Annotated in this window: 21 protein-coding genes; 12 read left to right on the top strand and 9 right to left on the bottom strand. The window is 67.2% G+C overall.

Annotated elements, in window-relative coordinates; all coding sequences use genetic code 11:
* The first annotated feature begins 83 nt into the window (after positions 1-83).
* Positions 84-1022 (top strand): penicillin-insensitive murein endopeptidase, encoded by a 939-nt coding sequence (mepA, locus tag CE453_RS23775; RefSeq protein WP_089178118.1) that lies wholly within the window; start codon positions 84-86, stop codon positions 1020-1022.
* 9 nt (positions 1023-1031) lie between these two features.
* Here mepA and CE453_RS23770 read toward each other — a convergent pair whose 3' ends face one another.
* Both CE453_RS23770 and CE453_RS23765 read right to left on the bottom strand, forming a co-directional pair.
* Positions 1032-2186 (bottom strand): extensin-like domain-containing protein, encoded by a 1155-nt coding sequence (locus CE453_RS23770; protein ID WP_248307858.1) that lies wholly within the window; start codon positions 2184-2186, stop codon positions 1032-1034.
* 606 nt (positions 2187-2792) lie between these two features.
* Positions 2793-3089 carry a hypothetical protein gene (locus CE453_RS23765; RefSeq protein ID WP_089176823.1) on the bottom strand — a complete coding sequence of 99 codons (297 nt, stop codon included), beginning with the start codon at positions 3087-3089 and terminating at the stop codon, positions 2793-2795.
* 193 nt (positions 3090-3282) lie between these two features.
* Here CE453_RS23765 and CE453_RS23760 point away from each other — a divergent pair, with 193 nt between their 5' ends.
* The 3 genes from CE453_RS23760 (at position 3283) to CE453_RS23750 (ending at position 5895) form a co-directional block, all read left to right on the top strand.
* The gene (locus tag CE453_RS23760) at positions 3283-4269 is read left to right on the top strand and encodes a Tim44 domain-containing protein (RefSeq protein ID WP_089176822.1); all 987 of its coding nucleotides are present in this window, start codon (positions 3283-3285) and stop codon (positions 4267-4269) included.
* A gap of 177 nt (positions 4270-4446) precedes the next feature.
* Entirely contained in the window at positions 4447-5253 is an 807-nt protein-coding gene (gene dapB / locus CE453_RS23755; protein WP_089176821.1) for a 4-hydroxy-tetrahydrodipicolinate reductase, read from the top strand.
* Positions 5254-5274: 21 nt separating this feature from the next.
* A complete protein-coding gene (locus tag CE453_RS23750; RefSeq protein WP_089176820.1) occupies positions 5275-5895 on the top strand; it encodes an alpha-ketoglutarate-dependent dioxygenase AlkB family protein in 621 nt (206 codons plus the stop codon).
* 1 nt (position 5896) lies between these two features.
* Here the strand turns inward: CE453_RS23750 and CE453_RS23745 are convergent, their stop codons facing one another.
* From CE453_RS23745 to CE453_RS23735, 3 genes are all read right to left on the bottom strand, one after another.
* Positions 5897-6517 (bottom strand): trimeric intracellular cation channel family protein, encoded by a 621-nt coding sequence (locus CE453_RS23745; protein ID WP_089176819.1) that lies wholly within the window; start codon positions 6515-6517, stop codon positions 5897-5899.
* Positions 6518-6548: 31 nt separating this feature from the next.
* Positions 6549-7166, bottom strand: a complete 618-nt coding sequence (gene grpE / locus CE453_RS23740; protein WP_089176818.1) for a nucleotide exchange factor GrpE — start codon at positions 7164-7166, stop codon at positions 6549-6551.
* Positions 7167-7283: 117 nt separating this feature from the next.
* Complete coding sequence (locus CE453_RS23735; protein ID WP_089178117.1) at positions 7284-10052, bottom strand: [protein-PII] uridylyltransferase; 2769 nt, start codon at positions 10050-10052, stop codon at positions 7284-7286.
* Positions 10053-10356: 304 nt separating this feature from the next.
* Between CE453_RS23735 and CE453_RS23730 the strand changes: the two genes are divergently transcribed.
* Positions 10357-11127: an ABC transporter ATP-binding protein gene (locus CE453_RS23730; protein WP_157733169.1), complete on the top strand. Its 771-nt coding sequence runs from the start codon at positions 10357-10359 to the stop codon at positions 11125-11127.
* An 89-nt stretch (positions 11128-11216) separates the two neighbouring features.
* The gene (locus tag CE453_RS23725) at positions 11217-11726 is read left to right on the top strand and encodes an OsmC family protein (protein ID WP_089176816.1); all 510 of its coding nucleotides are present in this window, start codon (positions 11217-11219) and stop codon (positions 11724-11726) included.
* On the opposite strand, the gene CE453_RS23720 is transcribed toward CE453_RS23725, so the two are convergent.
* A complete protein-coding gene (locus CE453_RS23720) occupies positions 11727-12911 on the bottom strand; it encodes a DNA recombination protein RmuC (RefSeq protein ID WP_089176815.1) in 1185 nt (394 codons plus the stop codon).
* 112 nt (positions 12912-13023) lie between these two features.
* Between CE453_RS23720 and def the strand changes: the two genes are divergently transcribed.
* From def to truA, 3 genes are all read left to right on the top strand, one after another.
* Entirely contained in the window at positions 13024-13563 is a 540-nt protein-coding gene (gene def, locus CE453_RS23715; RefSeq protein WP_089176814.1) for a peptide deformylase, read from the top strand.
* A 162-nt stretch (positions 13564-13725) separates the two neighbouring features.
* Positions 13726-14655 carry a methionyl-tRNA formyltransferase gene (fmt, locus tag CE453_RS23710; RefSeq protein WP_089176813.1) on the top strand — a complete coding sequence of 310 codons (930 nt, stop codon included), beginning with the start codon at positions 13726-13728 and terminating at the stop codon, positions 14653-14655.
* Positions 14655-15398: a tRNA pseudouridine(38-40) synthase TruA gene (gene truA / locus CE453_RS23705; RefSeq protein WP_089176812.1), complete on the top strand. Its 744-nt coding sequence runs from the start codon at positions 14655-14657 to the stop codon at positions 15396-15398. Before fmt ends, truA begins: the two co-directional genes overlap by 1 nt.
* A 53-nt stretch (positions 15399-15451) precedes the next feature.
* On the opposite strand, the gene CE453_RS23700 is transcribed toward truA, so the two are convergent.
* From CE453_RS23700 to CE453_RS23690, 3 genes are all read right to left on the bottom strand, one after another.
* Positions 15452-16033: a hypothetical protein gene (locus CE453_RS23700; RefSeq protein WP_157733168.1), complete on the bottom strand. Its 582-nt coding sequence runs from the start codon at positions 16031-16033 to the stop codon at positions 15452-15454.
* A gap of 66 nt (positions 16034-16099) precedes the next feature.
* A complete protein-coding gene (gene dapE, locus CE453_RS23695; RefSeq protein WP_089176810.1) occupies positions 16100-17311 on the bottom strand; it encodes a succinyl-diaminopimelate desuccinylase in 1212 nt (403 codons plus the stop codon).
* 91 nt (positions 17312-17402) lie between these two features.
* Positions 17403-17834: a DUF805 domain-containing protein gene (locus tag CE453_RS23690; protein WP_089176809.1), complete on the bottom strand. Its 432-nt coding sequence runs from the start codon at positions 17832-17834 to the stop codon at positions 17403-17405.
* A gap of 234 nt (positions 17835-18068) precedes the next feature.
* On the opposite strand from CE453_RS23690, the gene CE453_RS23685 reads away from it, so the two are divergent.
* From CE453_RS23685 to CE453_RS23675, 3 genes are all read left to right on the top strand, one after another.
* The gene (locus CE453_RS23685) at positions 18069-18683 is read left to right on the top strand and encodes a ribonuclease D (RefSeq protein WP_089176808.1); all 615 of its coding nucleotides are present in this window, start codon (positions 18069-18071) and stop codon (positions 18681-18683) included.
* A gap of 197 nt (positions 18684-18880) precedes the next feature.
* Positions 18881-19609 carry an LPS export ABC transporter periplasmic protein LptC gene (gene lptC, locus CE453_RS23680; RefSeq protein ID WP_157733167.1) on the top strand — a complete coding sequence of 243 codons (729 nt, stop codon included), beginning with the start codon at positions 18881-18883 and terminating at the stop codon, positions 19607-19609.
* A 1-nt stretch (position 19610) separates the two neighbouring features.
* On the top strand, positions 19611-20321 hold the full coding sequence (locus CE453_RS23675; RefSeq protein WP_089176806.1) for an LptA/OstA family protein: 711 nt from the start codon (positions 19611-19613) through the stop codon (positions 20319-20321).
* Positions 20322-20388: the final 67 nt, after the last annotated feature.

The raw sequence follows: 20388 nt of genomic DNA, 5'->3' as shown, positions 1-20388 counted from the left end.
TTCCCCGCTACGCTGCAATCAGCAGCTCGCCTTGTCCATTCGCCTGCTTGACCATCGACCTTGGCGGCGACGATCCTGCATCGATGCGCCACGCCATCCGAATCGCTGCTTTCCTCGCCATCATGGCTGGCCTCGCGCCTGTCTCGGCCCAGGCCCAGTCCACGGCTGACCAGGAGGCGCGGACGCGTGCCGCCAACATCGCCAACTGGCCGGATGCCGCCCGCTCGCTCTTCGGCCAGAAGACGACGCCCGCGCATCTGCCGCCGCGGGCCATCGGCTCCTATGCCCGCGGCTGCCTCGCCGGTGGCGCGGCACTGCCCCTCGACGGACCGAGTTGGCAGGTGATGCGGCTCAACCGCAACCGCAACTGGGGCCACCCGGTGCTGATCGACTATCTCGAGAAGCTCGCCCGCGACGTGCCGCGCATCACCGGCTGGGCCGGGCTTCTGGTCGGCGACATGTCGCAACCGCGAGGTGGGCCGATGCTGACCGGCCATGCCTCGCATCAGATCGGCCTGGACGCTGACGTTTGGCTAACGCCGATGCCGAAGGGCCGGCTCGATCGCGACCAGCGCGAGAACATGCCTGCTGTCAACATGGCCCGCTCCGACTGGCGTGATGTCGACCCGCGCTACTGGACACCGGCCCATGTCCGCCTGCTCCGGACCGTCGCAGCGGATCCGAAGGTGGAGCGCATCTTCGTCAATCCGGCGCTGAAGGTCGCGCTTTGCCGCGAGCCCGGGGATCGGAGCTGGCTCGACAAGGTCCGGCCGATCTGGGGCCATAACTACCACTTTCATATCCGGCTGGCCTGTCCGGCCGGCATGGCGAGTTGCGTGCCGCAGGAGCCGCCGAATTTCGGCGATGGCTGCGGGGCGGAGCTGACCGGCTGGGTCGAGCGTCAGTACAAGGCGATCTTCCATCCGCCCAAGCCGAAGCCGGGGCCGAAACCCAAGCCCAAGCCGCCGATGTCGCTCGATGCCCTGCCGCCGGAGTGCCGGCAGGTGCTGGCCTCGCCCTGAACTCCGGGGTCAGCGGCGCTTCGTCACCCGTCCGGAGCTGTAGGCGAAAGGATCATGGTCCGGCGAGATCGGCTGGGCCTCGTCCGATCCCTGCTGGTCGACGACGCCGGAGCCGCCGCCATCGCCGAGCACGGCCTCTTCTTCTGAGGGTTCGACGGCGCCGGGCAGGGCGAGCGGCCCGCGCTGCTCGCTCGGCAGAGGCTGCGGCTGGAAGCGCGACCGGCCCTGACTCTGACCCTGGCGCTGGCGCGCATCATAGTCCTGCAAGAAGCGCATCTGCGCGTCGAGACTGTGGTCCTGGCCGCGCCCGTTATTCGCGACCGGGTAGCCACCCTGCACGCTGCCGGGCGGGCGCATGCCGTCATTCGGCTGGCGCAGCATCGGGCCGCCGGCATAGGCCGCGGCAGCGGGGGCGCTTCCGCGCGGCGTGGCCGGCGCGTTCTGCGCCGAGGAATAGGTCCGGCCCGGATCGGCAGGAGGCAGGTTGTAGTTCGGCGTGTACTTGATGATCGGCTTGCAGATGTGCCGGCCCTTGGTGTGGCGGGCGAGGTCGATATGGATGTGGTCGTAATGCATCGGGTCGGCGCCCGGGCCGAGCACGGTGCCGAAATAGGTGCAGGCACCCACGAAGACCTCGCGCAGGAAGTTTTGTTCTTCCGGCGAGCCGCGCCAGCCTTCCTTGACCGTGACGGTCCGACCGTCGTTCAGCCGGAAGGAGAACACGTCGACGGCATTGCCGAAGGCGTGCTCCGAGGTGCGCGTCGTATAGGTGCCGTTGTTCATCGAGCGGCAGGAATAGGAGCCGGCACGGATCTCGATCACCTGTGCACCGAAGATGTTCATCGCAGCCGGCTGCACCACCTCGGCGAACCACTGGTCGGTCGTCGCGACGACCGGGCAGGCGAGGAGGGCGGGGCTCTTCAGGCTGACGCTGCCGTTCTGCAGGGCCGTGACCTTGAGCGGCTGCTGCATGCCGCAGGTTCCCGGTCCGTCGATGGCCTTACCGTGCAGGCTGACATAGCTCGAGATCTGCACCTGGCCGGATTGCAGGCAGGTCGCTTCAGCCTGGTCACGCCAGGGCGCACGCTGGGCTTTCTGGAATTTGCCGCAGCCGGCCAGCCCGGCGGCGCCGGCGAGGCCAACTGCGATGAGGGCGAGTTTCACGCGTCGCATGACCAATCAAATGCGAAGCGTTTGGTGAACGGTTTCTCAACCGACTGCGCCCCGGCCGCCACAGCCGGATTAACTTTGGCACAGTGGTGAATACGGACTTAATCGGGCGTGTTTGACGTTAACCTGCCGCGATTCTTCCGCTTCTCCCTCGCGTTCCCGATCAATGCGAGGTCAGGCTTGCGAGCCTCCGAGAAGATCGCTTTGGTGGCCCTGAACAGCTTGCGCGCCGGCGGTCGGAAAGACTGTTGGTCGCCAGAAATATCCCCAAATCTATTCAATGCTTTAACCTCGATTTAAGCATGATCTAGCCTTCGCCTCGGAGCTGCCACGATGCTGCCCCCTTGCGGCCCCCGCCAGTTCTGGTAGGTTCTGCGACAGGTCAATGACACAGGAGGGTGTGATGGCTGTCACGCTACGTCTCGACCGGTTGATCATGGGTGCGGCTTTCGTTTTCATGATGGCAATCGTTTTGGGAGCGTTCTGACAAAGGGTCAGTCTCGCAGTCGATAGGACCACAAGAGCCATAAGAAGTGACGCCGCCGGGAGATGTCTCGGCGGCGTTTCTGTTACCGCGAACCGTTTCCTGCTGCGAAGACTTCAGCTTTCGGGGCAGGGGGTCTCGGTGACTTGCCAGGACATGATGTTGGTTACGCGTCCGCAGGTCGCGACCCTGCGACCTTGGGTCGTGCGAATGCAGGACGCGGAGCCCTCCGCGATCTTCCGGCCGTCGTTCCAGCAGAAGCAGAGTGGCTCGGGCGCCTGGGCCAGGCGCGGGCCGTCGAGCGGAATGGCTGGCTCCGCGGCGGCTGCTTCGGTGACAAGCAGCAGAACCGCGAGAGCCAGGAGCCAGCTCAGCAGGCGGTGTCGGCGAGGCCTCGCTTCATCTGCGAACATGGCGCTCTCCCTCCGCCCTGGAGAGGCCGGGCGGAACCACAGTTTACCACGGGGCACCGATCGCGACGAATGATTATGTACTGATTTGAAATAGTGAGATATTTCAGCCGGTTAACAAATGCCCGCCTTGCGGCCGGCCTTGTCCTCTCCCATATTGCCGGAGGTTGAGCCCATGGGGGCTCCGGGAGGAACAATGTCTCTGATCTCGCTCGCCCGTCACGGACGTGCCGTCGCCCTGGTCGTTGGAGCCCTGATGCTGGTACCGCTGGCCGCGGAAGCGCGCCCCGGCGGCGGCCGTAGCATGGGCAGCCGCGGAGGGTATTCGAACAGCGCCCCGGCGCCGACCAATACGATTCCCGGCGGCGCGCAGCCATTCCAGCGCAGCACCGCTCCGTCGTCCTCTTATGCCAATCCGGGCATGGGCGCTGGCGCTGCCGCTCAGGCCGCGCGCCCGTCCTTCGCCCGCAACATGATGATGGGCATCGGCGCGGGCCTGCTCGGCGCGGGCCTGTTCGGTCTGCTCTCGGGCTCGGGCTTCTTCGGCGGCCTGGCCTCGCTCGGCGGCCTGCTCGGCTTCCTGCTGCAGATCGGCCTGATCGTCGGCATCGTCATGCTGGCTATCCGCTTCTTCCGCCGCCGCACCGAGCCTCAGCTCGCTGGTGCCGGTGCGCCCTATGCCCGCGAGACGCAGGGGGCGCGGCCCGACGCGCCCCAGCCCGCTGCTGCGCGGATGGGCGGGTTCGGCGGTGGCGCGGCCCAGCCGGCGTCCACCCCGATCCAGCTCGACGGCGCGGACTTCAACGCCTTCGAGCGCCTGCTCGGCGAGATCAACACCGCCTATTCGAATGAGGACGAGGCCGGCCTGCGCCAGCGCGTCACGCCGGAGATGTTCGGCTATTTCGACGAGGATCTGACCGAGAACGCCCGTCGTGGGGTCGCCGACCGCGTCACCGACGTCAAGCTGCTGCAGGGCGACCTGTCGGAAGCCTGGCGCGAGGGCACGACCGACTACGCCACGGTCTCCATGCGCTTCAGCCTGATCAACGCGCTCTATGACCGCAAGAGCGGCCGCGTCGTCGACGGCAATGCGACCGCACCGCAGGAGGTCAGGGAGTTCTGGACCTTCCAGCGCGAGCGCGGCGGCGAGTGGAAGCTCTCGGGCATCCAGCAGGCAGCCTGAACGCGGGCATTGCCCAGCGCAGATATCCAGCGACGGCCGGGGTGACCCGGCCGTTTTTCGTATGCGCTCCCTCTCGCGCGGTTTCGGGTGTCGCGGCTCGCCGAACCGGCTTATAGCGGGATTTGTCTACATCCCGCTTCCGGCCGGAAGCTGTTTCGGAGCCTGCCCATGAGTGACATGCGTCTCGTCGTCGTCGGTGCCGCAGGGCGCATGGGCCGCATGCTGATCAAGGCGATCGACCAGGCGCAGGGCTGCCGGCTCGTCGCGGCCGTGGAGCGCCCGGGCTCCCCGGCCCTCGGGGCCGATGCCGGTCCGCTCGCCGGCCTGCCGCTACTCGGCGTGACGGTGACCGGCGATCCTGCCGCGGCTTTCGCAATGGCCGATGCGGTGCTGGATTTCACCTCGCCCGAGGCGACCGTCGCTTTCGCCGGCCTCGCAGCCGAGGCCGGTATCCTCCATGTCGTCGGCACCACCGGGTTGGAACCGTCTCACCTGCAGGCGCTGGCCGAGACGGCACGGCGCATCCCGATCATCCGCTCCGGCAATATGAGCCTTGGCGTCAATTTGCTCGCGGCCCTCGTCCGCAAGGTTGCCGCCACGCTCGGCACCGATTGGGACATCGAGATCGTCGAGATGCATCACCGCATGAAGGTCGATGCCCCCTCGGGCACCGCCGTTCTGCTCGGCGAGGCGGCCGCCGAAGGACGCGCCGTCGAGCTGGCCGAGCAACGTGTTGCCGGGCGCGACGGCATCACCGGCGCGCGCGCCCCGGGCACGATCGGCTTCGCGGCGCTGCGCGGCGGCACCGTGGTCGGCGATCACAAGGTCATCTTCGCCGGCGCTGGCGAACGGCTGGAGCTCGCCCATGTCGCGGAGGACCGCAGTCTCTTCGCGCAGGGCGCCATCAGGGCGGTGCTCTGGGGCCGGGGCAGGGCGCCGGGACTCTATTCGATGGCCGATGTGCTCGGCCTCGACGCGCTCTAGGCGAGGAAAGCGGACACAGCCATGACGCGCCTCGTCGTCGCTCCGGGCGTCTTCCACTGGCCGGGCCGGCTTTCGGCCGCCGAGCAGGGCGCGCTTCTGGCCGAGCTGCGCGCGGTCGCGCGCCGGGCGCCGTTCTTCCAGCCGCGCATGCCGAAGACGGGCAAGCCCTTCTCGGTCAGGATGACGAATTGCGGCCCGCTTGGCTGGGTCTCGGACGAGAGTGGCTATCGCTACCAGCCGCTCCATCCCGAGACGAAGGAGCCCTGGCCGCTCCTGCCCGCGCCGCTCCTGGCGCTGTGGGAGGAACTCTCCGGCTATCCGCATCCGCCCGAGGCCTGCCTCGTCAACTACTACGCGGCCGGCACGAAGATGGGCCTGCATCAGGACCGCGACGAGCAGGATTTCGAGGCACCCGTTCTCTCGATCTCGCTTGGTGATGCCGCGCTCTTCCGGATCGGCGGCACGACGCGCGGTGGCAAGACGACGTCGCTGAAGCTCGCTTCCGGCGATGTGTTGCTGTTCGGCGGCGAGGCGCGGCTGGCCTATCACGGCATCGACCGCATCCTGTCGGGTTCCTCGACGCTGCTGCCCGAAGGTGGCCGCATCAACCTGACGCTGCGGCGTGTGACCAAGCCGGATTGAGCTAGTCGGCCGCTTTTCCCGGCAGTCGCGGGAACGACCAGCCGAACAGGAGCGAGCCGGCCCTCAACCCGAACCCCACCGCGACGCCGCCGAGCATGACGATGAGGCCGGTGAGGCCGAGCCCGACCAGCAAGGCGGTGGTCGCGGCGCCGGCCGTCGCGGCGGTGACGTAGAATTCGCGGCTCCATAGCACCATCGGCCGGTCACCGGCGAGGATGTCGCGCAGGATGCCGCCGAAGGTCGCGGTCATCGCGCCGAGCGCGACCGCCGACATCACCGGGGCGCCGGAATCGAGGCCCCTCAGCGTGCCGATGACGGCGAAGAGGGAGAGGCCAGCCGCATCGGCCCAAAGCAGCAGGCGCCGCCCGCTCCAGCCTTCGAGCACGCCCGGCCGGAGATAGGCCAGCACCCAGCCGCCGAGCGCGACCACGGTGCAGATGACGACGTCGGTGGGATCGCGCACCCAGAAGGCACTGTGCCCGAGCAGCAGCTCCCGCAGCGTCCCGCCGCCGACGCCGGTGACGGTCGCCAGCAGGATGAAGCCGAACGGATCCATGCCCTTTCGGGCTGCGACGAGGGCTCCGGTCAGCGCGAAGATGGCGACGCCGGCGCCCTCGAACATCGATCAGCGGCCTTCCGACAATGGCGATTGGCTAGTGATGCTTGGGCTCGTCGCCGCCGGTCTCGCCCGCCGGGGGCTCGGCCGCCTTCGGCGCACCGGAGGAGACGCCGACGAGGGCCGGGCGCAGCACGCGCTCGCCGATCTTGTAGCCGATCTGGACGACTTTGGAGACGAGCCCCTTGGCGATGGCCGCGTCGGGCGCCTCGAACATCGCCTGGTGCAGGTTCGGATCGAATTTCTCGCCCTGGGGATCGACCCGGCGGACGCCATGACGCTCCAGGGTCTTGAGCAGTTCGCGCTCGGTCAGCTCGACGCCGTCATACAGCGCCTTCAGCGTTGCGTCGGCGGCGTTGCGGGCCGCGTCCGGAACGCTTTCCAGCGCCCGGCGCAGATTGTCCGAGGAGCCGAGCAGGTCACGCGCAAAGCTGGTCACGGCATAGGCCTTCGCATCGGAAATCTCGCGCTCGGTGCGCCGGCGCAGGTTCTCCATCTCGGCGAGGGTGCGCAGCAGCTTGTCCTTGAGGTCGTCGCGCTCGGCCTGAAGCGCCGTGATCCGGGCCTCGCTGCCTCCTTCGGTAGCCTGAGCCTGCTCAGGAGCGTTGGCTGCGGCTTCGAGGTTCGGGTCTTCCGTCGCAGGGTTCTGCGTCATCGCGTCTTCCAATTCCCTTCATCTGGCCCGCCGCGCCGGACATGGCCGGGCGTCGTGGAACATTGCCCGGGGGCGCGGCTGCGTTCGCAGCCGATATCGGGCTTATGGCGCCCTAAATCAAGCACGCGCCGGGACTTTCGTCCGGTTCGAGGCCGCCTTGGCGCCCTCGAACTCGAAGACCTCGAGCAGGGCCTTGCGGATGGTGAGCTGGCGCGCCGTCGAGGTGATCTTCGCATGGGTCAGGTCGGTGACATAGAAAACGTCGACCGCCTTCTCGCCGAAGGTCGCGATATGCGCCGAGGCGATGTTCAGGTTGAGCTTCCCGATCGCGGTGGTGAGGTCGTAGAGCAGGCCCGGCCGGTCGAGTCCGGACACCTCCAGAACCGTGTGGCGGGTCGAGAGCACGTTGTCGATGACGATCTCCGGCGCGAGCTGGAAGGTCTGGCCGCGCGGCGGGGGCGCGCGCCGCTGCGCCACCAGATCCGCGATCTTGATCTCGCCCTTCAGCGCCCGCTCGATCGCGGCGGCGATGCGTTCGGCCCGGCGCAACTCGTCATCGTCCCGCTCGAAGGCGCGCGAGACCGAGATCGTGTCGAGCGCGAGCCCGTCGCTGGTGGTGAAGATCTGCGCGTCGACGATGTTGCCGCCCGCCGCCGCACAGGCGCCGGTGACGATGGCGAGCAGCCGCGGATGGTCGGGCGCGAGCACGGTGAGCTCGGTCACGCCGCGGAACTGGTCGGTCTCGACCATGGTGGCGGTGGTACGGCCGGCCTTCTCGGCCTGGCGCAGGAAGCGGGCATGCCGCTCCTGGTCACCGAGGTCGACCTTGATCCAATAGGCCGGATAATGGCGCGCGATATAGGCCTCGCGCTCCTCTTCTTCCCAATCGGCGAGGCGCTGGCGCAGGCCGTCCTGCTTCTGGCCGATGCGGACCTTGCGCTCGACTGCCGAATGGCCGCCGGTGAGGACGATCTCGGTCTCGTAGTAGAGCGTGCGCAGGAGCTGGCCCTTCCAGCCGTTCCAGACGCCGGGGCCGACCGCCTTGATGTCGGCGACCGTCAGGATCAGCAGCAGCTTCAGCCGCTCCAGCGTCTGGACCGTGGCGGCGAAGCTCTCGATCGTCTTCGGGTCGCCGAGGTCGCGGCTCTGGGCGATGGTCGACATGTCGAGGTGGTGCTCGACCAGCCAGGCGACCGTCTCCGTCTGGCCCGGCGTCAGCCCGAAGCGCGGGCCGAGCTTGCGGGCGATGCGCGCGCCCGCGATCGAATGGTCCTCGGGCCGCCCCTTGGCGATGTCGTGCAGGAACAACGCGACATAGAGCGCGCGCCGATTGGCGATGCTTGGCATGATCTCGTTCGAGAGCGGGTGCTCGGCTTCCAGGCCCCCGGCATCGATCTCGGCCAGCACGCCGATGGCGCGGATCAGATGCTCGTCCACCGTGTAATGGTGGTACATGTTGAACTGCATCATCGCCACGACCCGGCCGAAATCCGGGATGAACCGGCCGAGCAGCCCGGATTCGTTCATCCGCCGCAGCACCACCTCCGGCGAGCGCCGCGCGGTCAGAATCTCGATGAAGATGCGGTTGGCCTCCGGGTCGTTCCGCAGGCCCGGCGTGACCAGTTTCAGCGACTGCGTCACCAGCCGGCTAGTATCCGGATGGATGGCGAGATCCTCGCGGCTGGCGATCTGGTAGAGCCTGATCAGGTTGACCGGGTCGCGCTCGAAGGCGCTGTCGTCGATGACAGCCAGGCGCTGGCCCTTCAGGGTGAAATCGGTATGGCCGAGCGCGCGCACCCGCTTGCGCTTGGCGAAGGAGCCGAGCAGGCGCGACAGGCTGGCGCGCGGCTTCTGCTGGCGCGCCTCCAGCGCGGCGCAGACGATGGCAGTGAGATCGCCGACATCCTTGGCGACGAGGAAATACGCCTTCATGAAGCGCTCCACCGGCGCCTGGCCGCTGCGCCCCGCGAAGCCGATTGCTGCCGCGACCTGCTGCTGCAGATCGAAGGAAAGGCGCTCCTCGGCACGCCCGGTGATGAAATGCAGCCAGCAGCGCACCCGCCACAGGAAATCCTCCGAGCGCTGGAACATCTGCAGTTCCTGCTTGTCGAACAGCCCGGCGGCGACGAGGTCGCGCACATCCTGCACGCGATAGGCGTATTTCGCGATCCAGAACAACGTATTGAGGTCGCGCAGCCCGCCCTTGCCGTCCTTCACATTGGGCTCGACCAGATAGCGCGACGCGCCGGCGCGCTGCACGCGCGTCTCGCGCTCGGCGAGCTTGGCTTCGGTGAAGGCCGCCGCCGTACCTTCGACCACCTCCGCGTCGAAGCGCCGGACCATCTCGTCGAACAACGCCCGGTCGCCGGCCAGGAAGCGCGCCTCCAGCAGGGCCGTGCGGATCGTCATGTCGGCGCGGGCTTCGCGGATGCAGTCGTCGACCGAGCGGACGGAGTGGCCGGTCTTCAGCTTCAGATCCCAGAGCGGATAGAGCATCGACTCGACCACGCTCTCTCCCCAGGCGGTCTGCTTGTGCGGAAACAGGAAGAGCAGGTCGACGTCGGAGCCCGGCGCCAGCGTGCCGCGGCCATAGCCCCCGACGGCCACCACCGCGATGCGCTCGGACTGCGAAGGGTTGTCGGCCGGGTAGAAATAGCTGGTCGCCGCTTTGTGCAGCGCCACGATGACCGCATCCATCACGGCGGACAGCCGGCGCGCGCAGGCAAGCCCGCTGCGCTGGTTTTCGAGAATGCTGCGTGCCGAGGCCTGCCCGTCGTCGAGCAGTCGGCGGAGCGCTGCGACGAGAAGCTGGCGCTTCTGTGCCTTGTCGCGCCGGTGGCCCGAATCCAGCAGCCGGGCCACGCCGGCTTCGGCATCCTGCAGCATTTCGGTCAGGGGAAGGGCGGGCTTGTCGGGGGCGGCTGACACGGCAGCTTGGTCTCGCGGTGGAGCCTGCTTCTAACATGGTGGGGATCGACACGGGAAACGTCAAAGATTGGCAGCGCTCGGGGGGAGTTGAGCCATCCCGGTTGCGATCTGCTGTTTGACATACAGAACGCGTGGACCTAATAAGCGGATACGCGCCGATTTGAGCCAGCAGCTTGCGGGCGCGAAACAAATGCAGCTAAAGCGTGGGAAGAGGCAGCAAGGCTGCTTCGATCCCTCGTATCGTCGACAGAGGGATCGTTTGATGTCGAGCTTCGATCAGATTTCCGAGATTTGCGCGGACGAGACGCTCGCCCTGAAGGCGATCGACCTCGAGGTGTCGCGGGGTGAGGTCGTGGCCGTGCTCGGTCGTGACGGTTCCGGCAAGAGCGCCCTGTCGCGGTTCGCCGCCAGCCACGGTGAATCCGGTCTCGGCGCGATTCGTTTCGGCGGCGCGGCCGTTGCTGGCTCGCGGGCCGACATCGGGACCATCGCGCGCGAACCTGTTTTCTTCCCCTGGCTCAGCGTCTCGGAGAACCTCGGCTTCGGCCTGCCGCATCGCTCGGCCTTCGAACGCGAGGGGCTGGTGGCGAATGCGCTGGTGCGCGCGGGCCTTGCCGGCCATGCGGCATGCCGGCCGGACGAGCTCTCCATCGAACAGCAGCAGCGCCTTGCCATAGCGCGGGTCCTTGTGGCGCGGCCGAAACTGCTCCTGCTGGACGAGCCCTTTGCGACGCTCGATCCGGCATTGCGGGCGATGCTCTACGACCTGCTGCTGGCGCTAGTGCGCGAAAGCCGCACCGCGATCCTCTTCGCGACGCGGGAGGTTGAGGAAGCCGTGGCGCTGGCCGACCGTATCGTCGTGACGCAGCCCGGAACCGGCCGCATCCGTTACGCCCTCGACAACCTGCTTCCGCGCCCGCGCGACCGGCGCTCGGCTGCCTTCGTGGCGGCGAGGCGCGAGTTGCGCCATGCTCTGGAGCGCTGCTCGCGCGAGGAAGTGCCGCAGCAGGAGCAACCGGCAGCGGCGGCCTGAGACCGGCCGGCGGGGCTGGCGCGGGCCGCGGCTTCGGCCTATCAGCCGCGAGACGCGATTTTCGCCGCTCGAACGAGAGGGTCGGTTCCATGGACATCACCGCGCTGCGCGCCTTGCAGGCGCCGCTCAAGGACGCGTATCGCAGCAACCCGGACGCCGCGGTCATCACGCTCAAGGCCCGTGGCGAGCTCGACGACCAGAACATCGCCTGCAAGGTCGAGACCGGCCGCGCCATCGCGCTGGCTGGCCTGCATCCGGCTACGGGCGGTTCGGGGGCGGAGCTCTGCTCCGGCGACATGCTGCTGGAGGCGCTGGTCGCCTGTGCCGGCGTTACGCTGAAGGCGGTCGCGACCGCGCTGGAGATCGAGCTGAAGAAGGGTGTTGTCCGCGCCGAGGGCGATCTCGACTTCCGCGGTACGCTCGGCGTCGCCAAGGATGCCGCCGTCGGCTTCAAGGCGATCCGTCTCTCCTTCGATGTCGAGACCGACGCGCCGCAGGAGAAGCTCGACACGCTGCTCAAGCTCACCGAGCGCTACTGCGTGGTCTTTCAGACGCTGAACGTGAAGCCGGAGCTCTCAGCCGCGCTCAACCGCGGCTGATCACTCCGCCGCAGCCTTCAGCTCCAGCCCCTTGGCGAAGGGCAATTTCGGCTCGCTCTTCTCGTCGTCGAAATCGAGCGCGCCGATCTTCTCGGCGCGGCTGGTGACCTTGCCGGCCGAGGTCTTGATCTGGCCGACATCGTCCTGCGCCTGCCGGAAATGATTGTCGAGTTTGTCGACGCGCTCGCCGAGTCGGCGCACGTCGTCGAGCAGCTTGCCGACCTCGGTCTGGATGACCTGCGCCTCCTCGCGCATCCGCGCGTCGCGCACCAGCGACTGCATGAGCTGGATCGCCAGCGCCAGCAGCGAGGGCGAGACGATCATGATGCGCGCCCGGTGTGCCCGCTGCACGACATCGTCGAAATGCTCGTGCAGATCGGCATAGATCGATTCCGATGGCACGAAGAGCAGGGCCACGTCCTGTGTCTCGCCGGGCAGGAAATAGCGTTCGGCGATGTCCTTCACATGCACGCCGACATCGTTGCGCACGCGCTGGCCGGCCGCCTTCTTCGCGTCGTCGCCGCGCGCCTCCCGCAGCAGCGTGAAGCTCTCCAGCGGAAATTTGGCGTCGATGACGAGCCCGCGCCCGTCGCCGGGCAGCGTGACGAGGCAGTCCGGCCGCTTGCCGTTCGACAATTGCGGCTGGAAGGCGAAGAACGCGGCGGGCAGACCGTCGCGGATGATCGCCTCCATCCGGCCCTGGCCATAGGCACCGCGCGCCTGCTTGTTGGCGAGCACGTCCCTGAGCGTCACCACCTCGGAGGTGAGGTCAGTCAGGTTCTTCTGGGCGCTGTCGATGACCGCCAGCCGCTCCTGCAGCTTGCCGAGGCTTTCGGTGGTCTGCTGGACATTGCGCTCCAGCCCGGCGCCGACCTGCTGGCGTAAGCCATCCATTCGCTCGGCGACGAGGCGGGCGAGGTCGCCCTGCCGGGTCGAGAGGATCTCGGCCATGGATTGCATCCGCCCGGCGAGCTCCGCCTGCTGGCGGTTCATCTCCGCGACCTTGTCGTCCATTTCACGGGCGCGTTCGGCCGCCATTGCCGCTTCGATCGCGCGGTTGCGGCTGCCGCGCCAGCTCGCGATCACCGCCATCAGCAACAGAGCGAGGCTCAAGGCCGCGAAGCCGAGCGCCGCTTCCGCCCAGGTCACGGGCCGTTCGAGCAGGATGAAGGCAATGGCATTCATGACCGGAGCCTAACTGATTCGAGTTGGAATTGCGAACGAAAGCGGAACAGTTTGACCGCTTGCCCACAAATGCTTATGTCCCGGGCTCAAAGCTCTTTTCCTGCGGAATCCCATGGCCATTCGCCCGCTCGTCATCCTGCCCGACAGCCAGCTTCGCCTCGTCTCGAAGCCGGTCGAGGCCGTCACGCCCGAGGTTCGGGCGCTGGTCGACGACATGTTCGAGACCATGTACGACGCGCCCGGCATCGGTCTCGCCGCGATCCAGATCGGCGTGCCGCTGCGCGTGGTGACGATCGATCTGTCGAAGCCCGAGGCGAAGGAGGGCGAGGAGCCGGAGTCGAGGAAGCCGCAGGTCTTCATCAACCCGGAGGTGACCTGGTCCTCGGAGGATTTCAGCGTCTACGAGGAGGGCTGCCTGTCGATCCCCGAATATTACGAGGAGGTCGAGCGGCCGGCCGAGGTCAAGGTCCGCTACACGGACATCGATGGCAAGACGCAGGAGATCGCGGCCGACGGTCTGCTCGCCACCTGCCTGCAGCATGAGATCGACCATCTCGATGGTGTGCTTTTCATCGACCATCTCTCGCGTCTGAAGCGCGAGCGGGTGACCAAGAAATTCGCCAAGGCCGCGAAGCGCGAGCGCGCGGCGTAGTCGACACCCATGATCCGAGCCGTCATCCTCGAAGGATGGTCCAGATGGCTCGGGAGTCTCTTGGAGCATCCTTCGGGACGCGCTTCTGCGAAGCGCTCCTCAGGATGAGGGTTGCTCCATTCCGTCCGGCGCCCCTGCCGGAGCTGAGGTAATATTGAGCATATGAGCTTGCGCGTCATCTTCATGGGCACGCCCGATTTCGCCGTGCCGGTGCTGACCGAGATCGTCGGGCAAGGGCATGAGGTCGTCTCCTGCTACACCCGCGCCCCGGCGCAGGCAGGGCGTGGCCTCGAGCTCAAGCCCTCGCCGGTGCACAGGGCGGCCGAGCGCTTCGGCATCCCCGTCTTCACGCCCTCGACCTTGAAGACACCCGAGCAGACCGAGATCATCGCCTCCCATGAGGCCGATGTCGCCGTCGTCGTCGCCTATGGCATGATCCTGCCTCAGGCGATCCTCGATCTGCCGGAGCTCGGCTGCCTCAATCTTCACGCCTCGCTGCTGCCGCGCTGGCGCGGCGCGGCGCCGATCCAGCGCGCGATCATGGCTGGCGATGCCGAAAGCGGCGTCTGCGTGATGAAGATGGAAGCCGGGCTGGATACCGGTCCGGTCGGCATGGTCGAGACGCTGGCCATCGGCCCTGACATGACGGCGGGGGAGCTGCACGATGGGCTGAGCACCCTCGGCGCCGACCTGATGGTGCGCGCTCTGGCGGCGCTCGGGCGCGGCGGATTGCGCTTCACGCCACAATCCGAAGAGGGCGTGACCTACGCCGCCAAGATCGCCAATGCCGAGGCGAAGCTGAGCTGGGCCCGCCCGGCCCAGCAGGTGCACGATCTGGTGCGCGGCCTGTCGCCCTTCCCGGGCGCCTTCGCCGAGATCGACCTCGGCAAGGGACCCGAGCGGCTCAAGATCCTGCGCACCGCGCGCGCTGGCGGTGCGGCTGAGCCTGGCACCCTGCTCGATGACGAAGGCACCATCGCCTGCGCGATCGGTGCGGTGAAGCTGCTCCAGGTCCAGCGCGCCGGCAAGGCGCCGATGAGCGGCGCCGAGTTCCTGCGCGGCGCCCGGCTCGGGGCCGGCGACAAGCTCTGATGCCCCGTTACAAGCTCGTCATCGAATATGACGGCACGCGCTTCTCGGGCTGGCAGCGCCAGGCGAGCGACCCGTCCGTGCAGCAGAGCGTCGAGGAGGCGGTCGAGGCCTTCTGCGGCCATGCCGTGCGCCTGCATTGCGCCGGGCGCACTGATGCCGGGGTCCACGCCACCCATCAGGTCGCCCATGTCGATCTCGACAAGGAATGGCGCACCGATGTCGTGCGCGACGCGACCAATGCCCGGCTGAAGGCACTGGTGCCGGTCAGCGTGCTGAGTGCCGAGAGCGTGCCGGATGATTTCGACGCCCGCATTTCGGCGAGGCGCCGCTACTACATCTATCGTATCCTCGACCGGCGGGCGCCGCCGGCATTGGAGCGCAATCGCGTCTGGCATGTTCCGGTCAGGCTCGATCACGAGGCGATGGACCGCGCCGCCAAGGCGCTGCTCGGCAAGCACGACTTCACTACCTTCCGCGCCGCCGAATGCCAGGCCAACAGTCCGATCCGCACGCTCGACCGGCTCGACGTCCGGCGCGAAGGCGGCGAGATCGTGATCTACACCCACGCTCGCTCCTTCCTGCATCATCAGGTCCGCTCCATCGTCGGCTCGTTGAAGATGGTCGGCGCGGGACGCTGGCCCGAGGAGAAGATGGGCGCCGTGCTGGCGGCACGCGACCGCTCGCAATGCGCGGCGCTGGCGCCATCCTGTGGGCTCTATCTCGCCGGCGTGGATTACGAATAGCGCATTTTTCGAGCGAAGCGGGCACCGGTTCGCGTGGAGAAAATGCGCCTGCGTCAGAGCAGGCCGAAGCCCCGGATCACGCCATAGTCGAGCACGACGCTGGCGATGACGAGCGGCATGGCGATCCCTTTTCCGGCTCCGAAGGTGGCGCGGGCCACACAATAACGCAGCCGCAGCACGATCGCGGCGAAGAAGGCCGACTGCACAAGTGCGAGCGTGGCGGGCGACCAGCCCAGCGCGTAGACCGTTGCCGGAACGGCCATCAGGCTGGCGGAGACGATGCCGCCCCAGTTCCAGGCAATGACGAAGCTGGTGAAGCGCGGCGACTGCACCAGCTCCGGCCGGATCAGGATCAGGAAGGCTGGCACCACCAGGATGGCGAGCGACAGCGCAGCGGCGACTGAGAGCGCCAGCGAAGGGGCGCCGAACAGGCCGCCGGCATTGCTGAGGCCGGCCGCCAGCCGCAGCGCGGCGAGGATAGCGATCGTCGCCGGCAGCATCAGCGCGAAGGCCAGGAAGGAGCGCCAGAAACCGTCGCGGCTGAGGTCCAGTTCGGGAAGCGCCTCGGCACCTTTCGTCATCAGGCGCCAGGACCCGCGCAGCGACCGCGCGACGTCGTCGGCATCGAGCCTCATCGCGAACTCCATCAAAGGATCTTAGACTTTCGTCTAAGGCCAATAATGATCCGCCCGCGGGCGACGTCAAGTCCCGTGTTGCGCTGCAAAATAGCTGGCGAGTAACCGATGCGTGATCCGCTCCAGCGCGACGAGATCGGAGACGGCGACGCATTCGTCGACCTGGTGCATCGTCTTGCCGACGACGCCGTATTCGACGACGGGACAATAGCTCTTGATGAAGCGGGCGTCCGAGGTGCCGCCGGTGGTCGAAAGCGCCGGTCGCTTGCCGGTCTCGGCCTCGACGGCGTCGGCCACCATCGCGACGAAGGGGCCGGGCTCGGTCAGGAAGGCGACGGAATTGGTCGGCCGGAACCGGATCTCGTAGCGCACCGTGTTGCCGGCGGCCTCGCGCAGCCGGCGCTCGATCTCGGCTGCCAGCGTCTCCGGCGTCCAGATGTCGTTGAAGCGGATGTTGAAGACGGCTTTCGCCTGCGCTGGGATGACGTTCGTCGCCGGATTGCCGACATCGAGCGTCGTCACCTCGAGATTGCTGGCGTCAAAATGCTGGGTACCCTGGTCGAGGGGCGTGGCGTCGAGCGCCGCCAGCAGGCGCACCATGCCGCGGATCGGATTGTCGGCGAGATGCGGATAGCCGACATGGCCCTGGATGCCGTTGACGGTGAGCTCACCCGTCAGCGAGCCGCGCCGGCCGATCTTGATCATGTCGCTCATGGCGGCCGGGTTAGTCGGCTCGCCCAGCAGGCAATGGTCGAAGCGCTCGCCGCGCTCATGCGCCCATTTGAGCAGCCTCACCGTGCCGTTGACCGCCGGCCCCTCCTCGTCGCCGGTGATCAGGAAGGCGATCGAGCCCGGCGCCTGCGGATTCTCGCGCCGATAGCGGATCGCGGCTGAAATCATGGCGGCAACGCCGCCCTTCATGTCGCAGGCGCCACGCCCATAGAGGACGCCATCCTCGATCTCGGCCGCGAAGGGTGCGCGGGTCCAAGCCGCCTCGTCGCCGACCGGTACGACATCGGTATGGCCGGCGATAACGAAGACCGGCGCCTCGTTGCCGATCCGGGCGTAGAAATTCTCGACATCGGGCATGCCAGGCTCGCTGAAGACCGGGCGGTGCACCGTATAGCCTTCAGCGGTCAGCACCGCAGCAAGGAGGGCGAGCGCACCGCCTTCGGCCGGCGTCACGGAAGGACAACGCACCAGCGCCTGCGTCAGAGCGACCGGGTCGGCGGGATCGAAATCGAGTGAGGGAAGGGGAGAGGTCTGTTCGGCGGTCATCCCGCCGCTTTAGAGCATCGGCCGGAAAAGTGGAACGCGGTTTTCGGGGAAAGCCGATGCAGAATCAAAGGGCTAAAGCATCGGATCGAATTCAGTCCGATGCTTTGGCCCTCGTTGTGACCGCCGCAAGCTCATCCTCGTCCCGATGCGCCGAGGGCATCAGGCCGAGATCGATGAAGGCGATGACCCAAGCGATCGTCCCGATCGCCTCGAGCGAGGGCCTCCAGGCGAACGGGACATGGGCCAGCATCTGCTCCGGCAGGACGATGGTGCAGATCAACAGGATGCCGAACACGGCGGAGCCGCCGCGATCCCGGGCGCGTTTGGCCGCCAGCGCGCACCAGGGAAACAGCGCGAAGGCCTTCGCGAAGGCGATCACCATGGCGGCTGTCGCGGGGGCGGTCAGTTGCGGCGCAACCCGCTGGATCGTGAGCAGCGCGAGCGCGACCGTGGCCGTGCCGAGCCAGAAGCTCCTGAGGCCGATGCGGCCGTCGAGATCAGTGAACAGGCGGATCGGGGACATGCGTCGGACTCCGTTGCCCTCTTGTCGCATGCCCAGGCCGCGGATTGAAGCTTATGGTGAATAAAGGGTTAACGGCGGCTCAAATCCTTGTGCCATTTCAGAAAATACTTGAATGGGGCGAAGTGGCCCGCTAGCTGCGGGAGGTTGCTGCGACGGCTTTCCCATGGGCGGCTGTCGAATCAGAGTGTGTGTTGACGAGCCGGCCGTCGCTGCCGGATCAGTGAGGTTGCGAGCATGACCATCCGTTTCCATCGTGGTGATCTTCCTGACGGCTACGACGCCGGGGCGAGTGTCGCGATCGATACCGAAACGCTCGGCCTCAACCCGCATCGCGACCGGCTTTGCGTCGTCCAACTCTCGCGCGGCGACGGCACGGCGGACGTCGTCCAGATCCCCAAGGACCCCGGGCGCCCGAAGAACCTGATCCGCTTGCTGGAGGATCCGGCGGTGCTGAAGCTCTTCCACTTCGCCCGCTTCGACGTCGCCGTGCTGCGCCATGCCTTCGGCGTCGTCACCACGCCGGTCTACTGCACCAAGATCGCCTCGAAGCTCGCCCGCACCTATACCGACCGTCACGGGCTGAAGGATCTCGTCCGCGAATTGCTCGGCGTCGAGCTGTCGAAGCAGCAGCAATCCTCGGACTGGGGCGCCGACACGCTGAGCGAGGCCCAGCTCGCCTACGCCGCCTCCGACGTGCTGCACCTGCATGCGCTGCATCAGAAGCTCGAGGCGATGCTTGCCCGCGAAGGGCGCAGCCACCTCGCGAAAGCGTGTTTCGACTTCCTGCCTTACCGCGCCGAGCTCGATCTCGCCGGCTGGGAGGAGACCGATATCTTCGCTCACACTTGACAATTTCGAAGGCTTTTGGCGTCAGTCTGCCCGCAAGCGGGAGTGATTTCCCGCTTTCCTAGGAAAGGGCGGGCAGCGCGGGGGCGCGATGCGGTTCGTCCGGCGACACGAAAAAGCCGTGAGCGACTGCCATTGCGCGGGGCATGACTGTGGCAATGACCTTTAACCACCCGACAGCCGGGCTGTCGAAGCATGCCTTGCGTCGGAAAGCCGCGTTCGTGGCGGCGCAGCGGCATACGCGCCTCGTCCGCTTCCTGCGTCGGGCCATTCCCGTCGTCGCCGTCGTCTCGGTGCTCGGCCTGATCGTCGTGCCGTTTCTCAACCCGTTGAGCGGCAAGCTCCAGAACGTCTCGATCGGCTCGGTCGGCATCACCGGCGGCAAGGTCAGGATGGAGACGCCGAAGCTCTCCGGCTATCGCAAGGACAACCGGCCCTATCAGGTCACGGCCGAGAATGCCTTCCAGGAGATTCGCAATCCGACGCAGATCGAGCTGCAGACTCTGCTCGCCCGCATCCAGATGGAGCGCGAGGGCTGGGTGACCGTCAATGCGAAGACGGGCCTCTTCGATACGCAGAAGGAGAAGCTCAAGCTCGTCGACGACGTCAAGATCCGCACCGAGAGCGGTCACGACATGAGCATGCGGACGGCCGATGTCGACTTCAAGGCCGGGACGGTCGTCTCGAAGGAGCCTGTCACTGTCCATATGGATCAGACGACGGTTGACGCGAACACGCTCGACGTGAAGAACAACGGCGAAGTGATCGCCTTCGAAGGGCGCGTCAGGGTGCTGATCAAGAACGCGCCGGCCGGGACCATTGCCGGGCCGGAGCGCGAAGGCAGCACGCCGATGCCGGAACTGCTGAAGACGAACCCCACGGCTCCCGCGGGCTCTGCGGCCCCGCAAGGCAACGAAAAGAGGCAGTGACATGAGAGCCCCCGCTGAGACGCTCCGTATCGCGCGCGCGTGCCGGGTCGCCATGCTGCTGGCGGCGACCGGTCTCGCGCTTCTGGCGGCTCCTCAGGCCGGCTTCGCCCAGCCCAAGCAGAAGGGCGCCAGCGCCTCCTCGCCGCTCGGCGGCCTGGGTGGCGACAGCAAGGAGCCGATCAAGATCGACGCCGACAAGCTCGACGTGCTCGACAAGGAGAACAAGGCGGTCTTCACCGGCAACGTCGTTGCGGTTCAGGGCGACACCACTGTGCGCTGCACCGTGATGACCGTGCTCTATGAGGGGCGCGGCGGTCAGGGCGCCCAGGCGGGCGCAAACGGGGCGCAGGCGGCTGCGAAGCCTGCCGCGCCGGCCACCCCCAACAGCAACGACTCGTCGATCAAGCGCATCCTCTGCAAGGGCCCGGTGACCGTCGTTTCGAAGACCCAGGCCGCGACCTCCGACAATGCCGAGTTCGATCGCGCTAATAATCTCGTCATCATGACCGGCAATGTCGCGCTGAACGACGGACCGAACATCACCCGCGGCGAGAAGCTGACCTATAATACGGTGACCGGCGTCGCCAATGTCGAGACTAACAAGGGCGGCCGCGTGCAGGGCTTCTTCGTGCCGAACTCGACCGACGCGAACAAGACGGAGGCCGGCAAGCCCGGCGCCAAGCCGGCCGCCGGCGCCAAACCGACGAACTGAGTTGTGCCAGGCGATAGGGCTGCAGTGACCGTTTCCGAAGCTCCCCCCCGCGCCCCGCAGAAGCCGG

Source organism: Bosea sp. AS-1 (assembly GCF_002220095.1).
GTDB lineage: Bacteria > Pseudomonadota > Alphaproteobacteria > Rhizobiales > Beijerinckiaceae > Allobosea.
This window is presented reverse-complemented; position numbering and strand designations above follow the sequence as displayed.

Coding starts and splice junctions, on each gene's coding strand:
- CE453_RS23760 (WP_089176822.1), top strand. CDS start 3,283: ATGTCTCTGATCTCGCTCGCCCGTCACGGACGTGCCGTCGCCCTGGTC.
- dapB (WP_089176821.1), top strand. CDS start 4,447: ATGCGTCTCGTCGTCGTCGGTGCCGCAGGGCGCATGGGCCGCATGCTG.
- CE453_RS23745 (WP_089176819.1), bottom strand. CDS start 6,517: ATGTTCGAGGGCGCCGGCGTCGCCATCTTCGCGCTGACCGGAGCCCTC.
- CE453_RS23725 (WP_089176816.1), top strand. CDS start 11,217: ATGGACATCACCGCGCTGCGCGCCTTGCAGGCGCCGCTCAAGGACGCG.
- CE453_RS23730 (WP_157733169.1), top strand. CDS start 10,357: ATGTCGAGCTTCGATCAGATTTCCGAGATTTGCGCGGACGAGACGCTC.
- fmt (WP_089176813.1), top strand. CDS start 13,726: ATGAGCTTGCGCGTCATCTTCATGGGCACGCCCGATTTCGCCGTGCCG.
- def (WP_089176814.1), top strand. CDS start 13,024: ATGGCCATTCGCCCGCTCGTCATCCTGCCCGACAGCCAGCTTCGCCTC.
- CE453_RS23700 (WP_157733168.1), bottom strand. CDS start 16,033: ATGAGGCTCGATGCCGACGACGTCGCGCGGTCGCTGCGCGGGTCCTGG.
- CE453_RS23685 (WP_089176808.1), top strand. CDS start 18,069: ATGACCATCCGTTTCCATCGTGGTGATCTTCCTGACGGCTACGACGCC.
- CE453_RS23690 (WP_089176809.1), bottom strand. CDS start 17,834: ATGTCCCCGATCCGCCTGTTCACTGATCTCGACGGCCGCATCGGCCTC.
- grpE (WP_089176818.1), bottom strand. CDS start 7,166: ATGACGCAGAACCCTGCGACGGAAGACCCGAACCTCGAAGCCGCAGCC.
- CE453_RS23765 (WP_089176823.1), bottom strand. CDS start 3,089: ATGTTCGCAGATGAAGCGAGGCCTCGCCGACACCGCCTGCTGAGCTGG.
- CE453_RS23720 (WP_089176815.1), bottom strand. CDS start 12,911: ATGAATGCCATTGCCTTCATCCTGCTCGAACGGCCCGTGACCTGGGCG.
- dapE (WP_089176810.1), bottom strand. CDS start 17,311: ATGACCGCCGAACAGACCTCTCCCCTTCCCTCACTCGATTTCGATCCC.
- CE453_RS23750 (WP_089176820.1), top strand. CDS start 5,275: ATGACGCGCCTCGTCGTCGCTCCGGGCGTCTTCCACTGGCCGGGCCGG.
- mepA (WP_089178118.1), top strand. CDS start 84: ATGCGCCACGCCATCCGAATCGCTGCTTTCCTCGCCATCATGGCTGGC.
- truA (WP_089176812.1), top strand. CDS start 14,655: ATGCCCCGTTACAAGCTCGTCATCGAATATGACGGCACGCGCTTCTCG.
- CE453_RS23675 (WP_089176806.1), top strand. CDS start 19,611: ATGAGAGCCCCCGCTGAGACGCTCCGTATCGCGCGCGCGTGCCGGGTC.
- CE453_RS23735 (WP_089178117.1), bottom strand. CDS start 10,052: ATGCTGCAGGATGCCGAAGCCGGCGTGGCCCGGCTGCTGGATTCGGGC.